General features: G+C 64.7%; 8 protein-coding genes. 1 reads left to right on the forward strand and 7 read right to left on the reverse strand.

What is annotated here, in order from left to right; genetic code table 11:
- Positions 1-4: 4 nt before the first annotated feature.
- Positions 5-676, reverse strand: a complete 672-nt coding sequence (locus tag AC1D14_RS21055) for a TetR/AcrR family transcriptional regulator (protein ID WP_290369795.1) — start codon at positions 674-676, stop codon at positions 5-7.
- A 197-nt stretch (positions 677-873) separates the two neighbouring features.
- Here AC1D14_RS21055 and AC1D14_RS21060 point away from each other — a divergent pair, with 197 nt between their 5' ends.
- Positions 874-1,161, forward strand: a complete 288-nt coding sequence (locus AC1D14_RS21060; RefSeq protein WP_230120655.1) for a hypothetical protein — start codon at positions 874-876, stop codon at positions 1,159-1,161.
- A 43-nt stretch (positions 1,162-1,204) separates the two neighbouring features.
- On the opposite strand, the gene AC1D14_RS21065 is transcribed toward AC1D14_RS21060, so the two are convergent.
- From AC1D14_RS21065 to AC1D14_RS21090, 6 genes are all read right to left on the reverse strand, one after another.
- A complete protein-coding gene (locus AC1D14_RS21065; protein WP_476969129.1) occupies positions 1,205-2,404 on the reverse strand; it encodes a 5-methylcytosine restriction system specificity protein McrC in 1,200 nt (399 codons plus the stop codon).
- Between the two features lie 106 nt (positions 2,405-2,510).
- Positions 2,511-4,742, reverse strand: coding sequence for an McrB family protein (locus AC1D14_RS21070; protein ID WP_476969130.1), 2,232 nt, complete (start codon positions 4,740-4,742; stop codon positions 2,511-2,513).
- Positions 4,743-4,796: 54 nt separating this feature from the next.
- Complete coding sequence (locus AC1D14_RS21075) at positions 4,797-5,039, reverse strand: PLDc N-terminal domain-containing protein (protein WP_230120659.1); 243 nt, start codon at positions 5,037-5,039, stop codon at positions 4,797-4,799.
- A gap of 1 nt (position 5,040) precedes the next feature.
- Complete coding sequence (locus AC1D14_RS21080) at positions 5,041-5,469, reverse strand: acyl-CoA thioesterase (protein WP_230120661.1); 429 nt, start codon at positions 5,467-5,469, stop codon at positions 5,041-5,043.
- Between the two features lie 56 nt (positions 5,470-5,525).
- Positions 5,526-7,457 (reverse strand): ABC transporter ATP-binding protein, encoded by a 1,932-nt coding sequence (locus AC1D14_RS21085; RefSeq protein ID WP_476969132.1) that lies wholly within the window; start codon positions 7,455-7,457, stop codon positions 5,526-5,528.
- A 137-nt stretch (positions 7,458-7,594) separates the two neighbouring features.
- On the reverse strand, positions 7,595-9,328 hold the full coding sequence (locus AC1D14_RS21090) for an ABC transporter ATP-binding protein (RefSeq protein WP_476882433.1): 1,734 nt from the start codon (positions 9,326-9,328) through the stop codon (positions 7,595-7,597).
- Between the last annotated feature and the right edge of the window lie 390 nt (positions 9,329-9,718).

The raw sequence follows: 9,718 nt of genomic DNA on the forward strand, positions 1-9,718 counted from the left end.
ACGCTCAAGCCCGGTGGTGATCGATCAGCCATCCGGCGAGCTGGCGTGCGCGCTGGCCTGCTTCAAGGTCGCCTTCAGCGGCGGAAATGATGGACCCCTTCATCAGGATGTGCCACGACCTGGAGAAGTCCTCGGTACGCTGCAGGCCGGCTTCGTCCGCAAGCTGCTTTACGTGCCCGCGGATCTTTGCGAGGTAGTCAATGCTCGCGCGGCCCAACGGATGGGTGGAACCCATCTCGAGCAGCACGTTGATGAAGGAGCAGGCCTCGAAGTCCGTGCGGCGGAACCAGTCGGAGAAGACGTCGAAGATGGCGAGGAGCTGCTGTTCGGGCGTGTCTGCCCGGCGCCGCGCTTCGCCCACGATGGCATTGACCGTCCACATGCGGTCACGCTGCTCAAGGAAGGCCAGCACAACATCGTCTTTCGAGGCGAAGTGGCGGTAGAAAGTGGCCTTGGCAACACCCGAGCGGCTGATGAGTTCGTTGATGCCCACGTCCCTGATCCCTCTGTGGGCGAAGAGATCGTAGGCCGCATCCACGATCCGTTCCCGGATCCCGACAGCAGTCTTAAGGGCCTGCGGTGGCGTGCCTGGTTCCTCGGCATGCAGGGCGGGCTGAAGCCCTCCGGAAGGAGTAATCCCGGCGCTCGATGAAGCGGAGCTGGATGAATCTTCCATTTGTTAATATCCTAGCCCAAGTGGGAGACAGACTTGTCTGTCTTGAGCTAGAGTTTCTACATGCTGTTCAATCCGTTGGGCGAGGAGCCCTGGGGGTTGGCGTAGGATCCAATGTCAGAGCATTGAGCTTTGCGGACAAGAAGTTTGACTCCTTCAAGTACCAGAACGTGAACCACCAGACGGCCCGGGAGAGCGAAATGTCTCAGCGATTGATGCCGGCAGGACCGCGGTCCTACACCGAGCAGCTCACCGAATGGCCGCAGTTCAACCAGCCGACAAAAGACCCGGAGCTCGGCCCCTTGCGCCGCCAGTCCATGGCCATCATCTCGTCAATTCTGGAAGATCCGTCCCCGGAGGGCGCCGGTATCAGAACCCGTTTGCGGGGGCTTTTGGCGCAGAACGTTGGTTGCCCCGAAAAGGCCCTGCTCGAGCACCTGCAGTCCCTGTTCGGCGACCTCGAAGACCCGGAAGCAGACCCGGCGTAGCTGAACCGGGCTCCAGACGGCGCCCGGGGGCCGGTCGACGCAGCTACATGCCCGTCCTCGCCTGCCGTACAACTTCTCCCCAGGACTGCTCGGCGAGATCGGTCACCGCGGCCAGGATTTCCGACGGCGGCCGCGACAGATCCAGCGGAAACTCCACGATGTCGATGTCGGTGTTGAGGATCCGCCTCAGCTTTACCTCCCCCGCACCGGCATAGATCAGCCACGCAGTGGGCACCTGCAACGCCGTGCAGCACGCCAGCATTTGGAAATGGTCGGCAGTCAGTGATGCCCCGCGATCCGTGCGCGCCCTGTATTGCGCGTCGTAGACCACCACGGGCCGTCCGCCCAGCAGGTGCACGGCGTCGGGCCTGACAGTCAGCCGGTCTGAATCCCGGACGGCCTCGTTGAGCATCGCGTTGTACTGCAGCCGCATTTCACCGGGAAAGGCAGCCATGGCCTGCCGGAGGGCGGCACCCACAAAGTCCTCAAAGACCCGGTCCATGTCCACCACGAACGACGCCGTCTGCTGCTGTCCCTCCCCTGCTTCGGCGGAGGCGTTGCGCAGGATCACCTCGGAGAGGCGGAGCACCGTGTGGTACCGGGCATTCATCCTGTTGGGCTGCCACGGCGGCAGCGGAGCGCCGGACTGAAGGCGAGTGGCGGCGTCGAGCTTTCCCTTGAGCTGCCGCAGGCGGCTCAGCACGTCCGGCCGCACGCCGGGAACGCGGGACATGCGCTCGAGGGCGGCACGGAGGATCCGGTTCTCCGCGATGTCCTCGGTGAACTCGTCGTAGGACACTTCCAGCGGCACAAGCATGCCCGGCCGGCGCGAGATCTGGTCCGAGATGCGGATCCGGCCCTTGACCGTCCGGAGGGACTCGTCGACTGTGAGGTAGCCCTGGAGCACGCCGCGCTGCAGGGCGCGCTCGGCCAGCTGTGCCAGGGACGCTGCCAGCGCACTCCACAGCTCGGTGTGCTCGTCAGCGGTCACGGGATCGTCGCGGAAACCCTGGTCACCGGCGTAACTGAGCAGAAACAGCAGCCGGCTCAACCCCAGCCGGTCCTTCGGCCGTACGTCGAGCTGGACCAGCGGCGTCCGCACGGATCCCACCATGCCCATGGGCTCGATCCGGTACAGGCTCATCCCCATGGGTGAGGCCTTTGCCAGTCCGCTGGCGTTCAGGAAGGCCGCGCTGGCTGGGTCCAGCTTCTCCACCACGCCGCCGGACAGTTCGTCAAGCACGATGTGCCGGAAATCCGGTCCGGAATGTCCGGGCTTGGTGCGTGCGGCTGGGCTGACACCCGCGGGGCCGGGGCCGCCGCTTGGCCTGGCGCGGTATCCGGCCGAGCTAGCGAGCCGCAAGGCGTCCCAGCAGCTGGTCCAGCCCGAATCGTTCCTCCAGCTGCGCGCGGTTCAGCTGCCCGTGGTAGTGCTCCTCGAGCAACGGCATGAGCTCGTATTTCCAGATCCGGCGCAGACCGGAGGGGGTCTGGGCCGTCTTCTTCATGAAGTACGAGGGGCCGATCATGAGGTCGCGGTCCCACTCGTCGATGGCGCCGTTCAGTGCGTCCAGCAAACGCGCAGGGGTGGTGTCCAGCTGCCGCGCCTCCAGGAACCGCAGCAGCGACCCCCTCACCGGCTCGGTGTTCGGGTGCAGTTCGATGAAGGCGAAACGGCGGCGGATGGCGGCATCCATCATGGCGATGGAACGGTCCGCGGTGTTCATGGTGCCGATGATGTACAGGTTGTCCGGGAGCGTGAACGGCTCGTTGGGGCTGTACTGCAGGTAGATGCGGTCGTCGCGGTACTCCAGCAGGAAGTACAGCTCGCCGAACACTTTGGCCAGGTTGGCGCGGTTCATCTCGTCGATGATCAGGAAGTACGGCTTCGACTCGTTGCCGGGTTTGGCCGCTTCTTCGGCGAGCCGGCGCAGTGGCCCGGCTACGAGCTTGAAGGACACCTGCCCCTCGTCCGTCTTGTCCGGCCGGTAGCCCTCGAAGAAATCCTCGTAGGCGTAGGAAGGGTGGAACTGCACCAGCTTCACGCGCTCGTCGGTGCTGTCCTGCGCGAGCTCGGCCGCGAGGTGCTTCGCGAGGTACGTCTTGCCCGTTCCCGGCGGGCCGTAGAGCACCAGCTGCCGGTTCTCCTCCAGCAGTTCGGCGATCTCCTGCAGCGGTTCCAGATCCATGTGGAGCGAGTCCGCGAACTCGCGCGTCAGGGGACGGAACCCCTCCTGGACGGGGACGACGACGGCGGCAGGTTCCGTATCGCCGTCGGGCTCTGCTTCCGCTTCAGCAGGCACAAGCGCCTGCAGCGCCTGCACCACGCGGGTGACATCGACGACGATGCCCGGCGTGGCGAGCTGGCGCTGGACGTGGCGCGGCAGGTCGGCCGTGGCGTGGGCTTCGTCGAACCAGCGGACCTTGCGGCGCATCCGCCGGTTGTCCCCGTTGTGGTCCGGCTCCCCCAGCACGACGCCGATCCGGACGGCACCGGCGTTCTGGTAGAGCGCCAGGTCCCCCGGCTTCATCACGGTCAGGAAGGCGAAAACCGCCGTCTTGGTGTCCTCCCGCTCCACGTAGCCGAGGTGCTTGTAATCCTCGTCCACAGCATGTTGGACCAGCCCGGCGGTGACGCCGGCGTCCAGCAGGCGGAGGTGCTCGACGTCGAGCGTCACTTTTTCCTCGACCCGCCAGGCTGCGAGCAGTTCGGAGTTGTCGGAGTGGGTCCGCAGCAGCCAGGCACGGCGGCCCGGATCGCCGACCTTGCGCCACTGGCTCACGAGCTGGCGGGAATACCAGTCGATGCGCTGGCCTGCCTGCTCATCGAGGTGCAGGCGGATGCGGCGGATGTCTGCGGTGATCTCCTCGTCGCTGTCGCCCTTGGCCCCGCCCACCAGGGAGGCGAAGGCGTCGCGGATCTCCCGGCGCTCAACATCCGCCACAACGGGTTCGAAGTAGCCGGGCCAGGTGAGGTATTCAACGCTGCGGCGGATGGCCGGCTGATCCTCCGGCGTGCCCGCTGCCAGCAGGTGGAAGGCCAAGGGGTCCTTCAGCGCCCTGCTGATGGCTGAAGTGGACTGCTGGTCGACGTGCTGCACGAACCGGCAAAGCCACTTCAGGTGGTCCCAGATGGTCCAGTTGAACTCCGCGGTCCGGTCCCGGATGACGCCGTGGTCGGTCATGCCCCGGTACAGCTCGTCGGGAAGCTCGAGCGGGGGTTCGAGCCAGGACGCGGCTTCGGCCACGCGGGCCCGCTTGACCTTGAGGGACTTGACCTCGTGCGCCAGGGGCAGCGACTGCAGGAACAGCAGCTCCACGGCAAGCTGCTTCGCAGCCCGGGAGGCATCCGCGAGGCTGTGCCGCAGATTGGTCATCATGGGCGCCTTGGCGTCCACGACGCCCCGTTCCAGTCGCTCCAGCAGTTCCGCGGCGGCGTCGGAAGTCCACGTCTGGGTGCGCCGGTCCAGCGCAGACGGCCTGCCCTGGAGTCCGGCCCCAAGAACAAACCACGCTGCGTCTTCGATCTCTTTGGAGATGCCGAGGGCACGGTGCATGGCAGGCTTCGGGTTGGGGGTCATGCCTTCAAATTTACAGGCTAAAGCTGAACGCCAGCACCACGCCGTCCGGCGAACCTACTTGCCGGTAGGCAGCGGCAGCCTCTTCCGGCCAAATGCAAAGTAGCTTCCCGGGCCGATGAAATTGACCAGGGTGACCACCCGCCAGAGCGTCTTTGAGCCGCGGATCTGGTCGGCCGGACGGCGGGAGATATCGCGCTGGGCGGCGGCGAGGAATGCCAGCTGCGCGGCACCCAGGATGACCGTTGCAATGCGTGCGGCGGGCGGCAGGTCCTTCCAGGCCTTCTTCTTCTTTTTCACGTTATGCCTCCTTGCGTTCGGTGAAGGGCTCCAGCCGCTGCTTCTGCTCCGGAGTCAGCCGCAGGACCCGTCCGGTGGCTTCGTCGACGAAGGCGAGGTGGCTTGACGCCTTCACACAATCCTCGCGAGTAACGGGGTCCTGCACAAGGTAGTGGATGTCGAAACTGGCGCCTTTGACGGCACCAATCCACAGCTGGACGACGGCGGGAACGTTGCGGTACTCGAGGGTCCTCACGTACCTGATGCGGTGGTCCACCACGAGCGCCATGGTGCCCTCAGCGACATCGTTGAACAGGGAGACGTGCGGTTCCACCCCTGGCAGACCGGCGCCCCGCGGCGGGCCGAAGGCGGCGATGCGGGCCTCCTCCAGCATGCGGACGACCTGCACGTTGTTGATGTGCCCGTAGGCGTCCATGTCACCCCAGCGCATCGGCACGAGCACCTCGATGCGCCGGGGATCGGTATGGCCTGCCGACCCGTGCGCGGTCAGCTGTGCACCGCCGTCGAATCATCCACGGAGGTTTCCTCGACATCGGCGCCCGCGAACTGCGACATGTACAGCCGGTAGTACGCTCCTTCGGCAGCCAGCAGGGTCTGGTGGTTGCCCTGCTCCACAATCGTGCCGTTCTCCATCACCAGAATGGTGTCGGCGTCGCGGATGGTGGAGAGGCGGTGGGCGATCACGAAGCTGGTCCGGTCCGTCCGCAGCGCGGCCATCGCCTTCTGGACAAGGAGTTCGGTGCGGGTATCAACCGAGCTCGTGGCCTCGTCCAGGATCAGCAGCGACGGGTTGGCGACGAATGCCCGGGCAATGGTAATCAGCTGCTTTTCGCCGGCGCTGACGTTGTTGCCTTCCTCGTCGATAACCGTGTCATAGCCGTCCGGAAGCGCACGCACGAACCGGTCCACGAACGTGGCCTTGGCCGCTGCCATGATCTGATCCTCGGTGGCGTCCAGCTTGCCGTACTTGATGTTGTCGTAAATGGAGCCGCCGAACAGCCAGGCATCCTGCAGCACCATCCCCACCTTGGAACGGAGCTCGGCCCGGCTCAGCTGCGTGACGTCCACACCGTCCAGTGTGATGGAGCCGGCGTTGAGCTCGTAGAAGCGCATCACGAGGTTGACCAGGGTGGTCTTGCCCGCTCCGGTGGGTCCGACGATGGCCACGGTGTGTCCCGGCTCGGCCGTAAAGGACAGGTTTTCGATGAGCGGCTTGTCCTCCGTGTAGCTGAAGGTGACGTCGCGGAATTCCACATGGCCGTCCGTCTTGGCAGGCAGGTGCCGGGTGGCCGTCTCGGCATCCTGCTCGTCCGCGTCCAGGAACTCGAACACGCGCTCGGCCGATGCCACGCCGGACTGCAGCATGTTGGCCATGCCCGCCATCTGGCCCAGCGGCTGGGTGAACTCGCGCGAGTACTGGATAAACGCCGTCGCGTCGCCAAGGCTCATGCTGCCGGAGGCCACGCGGAGACCACCCACGACGGCGATGCCCACGTAGCTGAGGTAGGAGACGAACTGCATGACGGGGAAGATGATCCCCGAGACGAACTGCGCGCCGAAGCTGGCCTTGTACAGGGCCTCGTTGCGTTCCTCGAAACGCTCCAGCATGTCGGCGTCACGGCCAAAGACCCGCACCAGGTCGTGGCCGGAGAACGACTCCTCGATCTGGCCGTTCAGTTCGCCGGTGTTCCTCCACTGCGCGGCGAACAGCTTTTGGCTGCGCGCGCCGATCACACCGGCCGCCACGCCGGACAGCGGCAGCGCGATCAGGGCGATCAGGGCCAGTTGCCAGGAGACGATGAACATCATGATGACGATGCCAACGACGGTCAGGACCGAGCTGATCAGCTGCGCGAACGCCTGTTGGAGCGCCTGCTGGACGTTGTCGACGTCGTTCGTTACGCGGGAAAGGACGTCGCCGCGCTGGCGGGTGTCAAAGTAGTTCAGCGGCAGCCGGTTGAGCTTCTTCTCGGTGTCGTCGCGCAGCTGGCGGATGACCTTCATGACGATGCGGTTCAGCACATAGCCCTGAAGCCACAGGAAGATGTTGGCCACGAAGTACATGAGCAGCACTGCGGAGATCAGGACCGTCAGTTTCTGGAAGTCGATGCCCGTGCCGGGAACCAGCTCCATCTTCGCGATCATGTCCGCGAAGTTGTCCTGGCCCTGCGCCCGCAGGCCGCTGACGAACTGCTCCTTGCTTACGCCCGCCGGGAGTTGCTTGCCCACCACGCCGCCGAAGATAACGTCCATGGCCTGGCCGAGAATTTTGGGCGCGATGACGTTGAGAACCACTGACACGATGACCATGGCCACCACGATGTAGATGCCCGCGGCCTCGGGCTTGAGCAGCCCCAGGAGCCGCTTGGCAGAGGGCCAGAAGTTCTGGGCTTTCTTCGCCGGCATGGCGCCGAACATGCCGCCGTCCGCCTCCGAAGGCTTGTACTCCTCCTCGACGAAGTCGTCGTCTGCGAGCGCTGCGGGATCGGCCGCCGTCTCCTCCGTCAGTGTCCCTGCCGGTTTTTTGCGGTCGCGCAGGGTCTTCTTGTCGGCGCTCATGCGACTTCCTCCACGCTCAGCTGGGACTCAACAATTTCCTGGTACGTGGGCGAGGTTTCCAGCAGTTCCTCATGCGTTCCGCGGTCCACGATCCTGCCGTTGTCCAGCACCAGAATCTGGTCGGCGTCGGTAATGGTGGAGATCCGCTGCGCCACGATGATGACCGTGGCGTCGGCGGTGGTCCGCTTCAGGGCTGCGCGCAGCCGCGCATCCGTCGCAACGTCCAAGGCCGAGAAGGAGTCGTCGAAAAGGTACACCTTGGGTTTCGTCACCAGCGCCCTGGCGATGCAGAGGCGCTGCCGCTGTCCACCCGAGACGTTGGTGCCGCCCTGGGAGATCCGGGATCCAAGCCCGTTCTTCTTTTCGCGGACGAAGCCGTCGCCCTGCGCCACGCGCAGCGCGTCCCACAGTTCCTCATCGGTTGCCTCGGTCTTGCCGAAGCGCAGGTTGTGCTCGATGGTTCCGGAGAACAGGTAGGGGCGCTGGGGCACGAGGGCCACGCGTTTGGTGATTTCCGCCCGGTCCAGGTTGCTGACGTGGACGCCGTCGAGCAGCACTTCCCCGTCGGCCACGTCATAGAGCCGGGGCAGCAGCGACAGCAGGGACGACTTGCCGGCGCCGGTGGAGCCGATGATGGCAAGGGTCTCCCCCGGCCGCGCGGTGAAGCTGATGTTGCTGAGAACGGGGGCTTCCGCTCCCGGGTAGGCGAAGGTGACGTTGCGGTATTCCACCACGCCTTCGAGCTTCGCCGGTGTCTGCGGGCTCTCGGGGTCGTGGATGGAAGGCTCGACGTCGAGAACCTCGCCAATGCGGTCCGCGCAGACCGAGGCCCGCGGAATCATCATGGCCATGAACGTGCCCATCATGACCGCCATGAGGATCTGGAGCAGGTACTGCAGGAAGGCCGTCAAGGAGCCAACCTGCATGTCCCCGGAGTCCACACGCTGGCCGCCGAACCAGAGCACCGCGGCGGTGGACAGGTGCAGGATCATGCCGATCGCCGGGAACATCAGGACGAACAGGGCACCGATCTTCAGTGAAACGTCCGTGAGTTCCTTGTTAGCCTGGCCGAATCGCTCAGTCTCATACGGCTCACGGACGAAGGCCCGCACCACACGGATGCCGATGATCTGCTCGCGGAGTACGCCGTTGATGCGGTCGATCTTCGTCTGCATGGAGCGGAAAAGCGGCATCAGGCGGACCACGATGTAGCCCACCACCACGATGAGAACCGGCACGGAGACCCAGACGAGCCAGGACAGGTTGATGTCCTCTCGCAGCGCCATGACGATGCCGCCGATGCACATAATCGGGGTGGACACCATGAAGTTCAGGCCCATCAGCACCAGCATCTGCACCTGCTGGACGTCGTTGGTTCCCCGGGTGATCAGTGTGGGTGCCCCGAACGTGTTGACGTCCTTGGCTGAAAAGCTCGTCACTTTGCGGAACACGCCACGGCGCAGGTCACGGCCAATCGCCATGGCCGTCTTGGAGCCGAAGTACACCCCGGCGATGGCGGCGCCTACCTGGACGAACGCGACGAGGAGCATCATGCCGCCGGTGCGCCAGATGAAGTCGGTGTCGCCGCGCGAAACACCCTCGTCGATGATCCGGGCGTTCAGGCTCGGCAGGTAAAGGGCGGCGATGGTGGACGCAAGCTGAAAGGCGATGACAGCCACGATGTACGGCAGATACGGCTTGGAAAAGCGCCGTATGAGGGTGACGAGCATGCTCACGGATCCTTAGGGAGAGAGCGCGAATTGTTTAAGAGAAGTAATAGCAGCCGGGGCTGACATCCTTAGCCTTCCCACTCTACGAAATCCGTTGCCCCAGCGAAACATCGACGGTCAAGATCATCCCTGCGGAGTACATTCCCCAGCGAACTCCAGCGCGAACGAACACCTGAGGCCCCAGTGAACCAGGGCGGTTTCTAGGGGTCGTTGCAACACCCCGACTTTTGGGAGTTGCAACGACCGTGGTTCGTTTAAGCGGTGATTCATCAGGATCCGGGTGGTACTCGCAGGATCAGAAGGATGCATTTTTCGCGGTGTTTGACCGCTTGGGGAGTACGGCAGCGGCCGCGAGAGAGTTGGGGTTGAACCGGTTCACCTGTGCAGGCT

It is taken from the genome of Arthrobacter sp. P1_B11, from assembly GCF_056406715.1.

Bases quoted from the DNA above. Each gene is read 5' to 3' on its own strand.
- AC1D14_RS21055 (WP_290369795.1), bottom strand. From the start codon at position 676: ATGGAAGATTCATCCAGCTCCGCTTCATCGAGCGCCGGGATTACTCCT.
- AC1D14_RS21085 (WP_476969132.1), bottom strand. From the start codon at position 7,457: ATGTTCGGCGCCATGCCGGCGAAGAAAGCCCAGAACTTCTGGCCCTCT.
- AC1D14_RS21080 (WP_230120661.1), bottom strand. From the start codon at position 5,469: ATGCGCTGGGGTGACATGGACGCCTACGGGCACATCAACAACGTGCAG.
- AC1D14_RS21070 (WP_476969130.1), bottom strand. From the start codon at position 4,742: ATGACCCCCAACCCGAAGCCTGCCATGCACCGTGCCCTCGGCATCTCC.
- AC1D14_RS21060 (WP_230120655.1), top strand. From the start codon at position 874: ATGTCTCAGCGATTGATGCCGGCAGGACCGCGGTCCTACACCGAGCAG.
- AC1D14_RS21090 (WP_476882433.1), bottom strand. From the start codon at position 9,328: ATGCTCGTCACCCTCATACGGCGCTTTTCCAAGCCGTATCTGCCGTAC.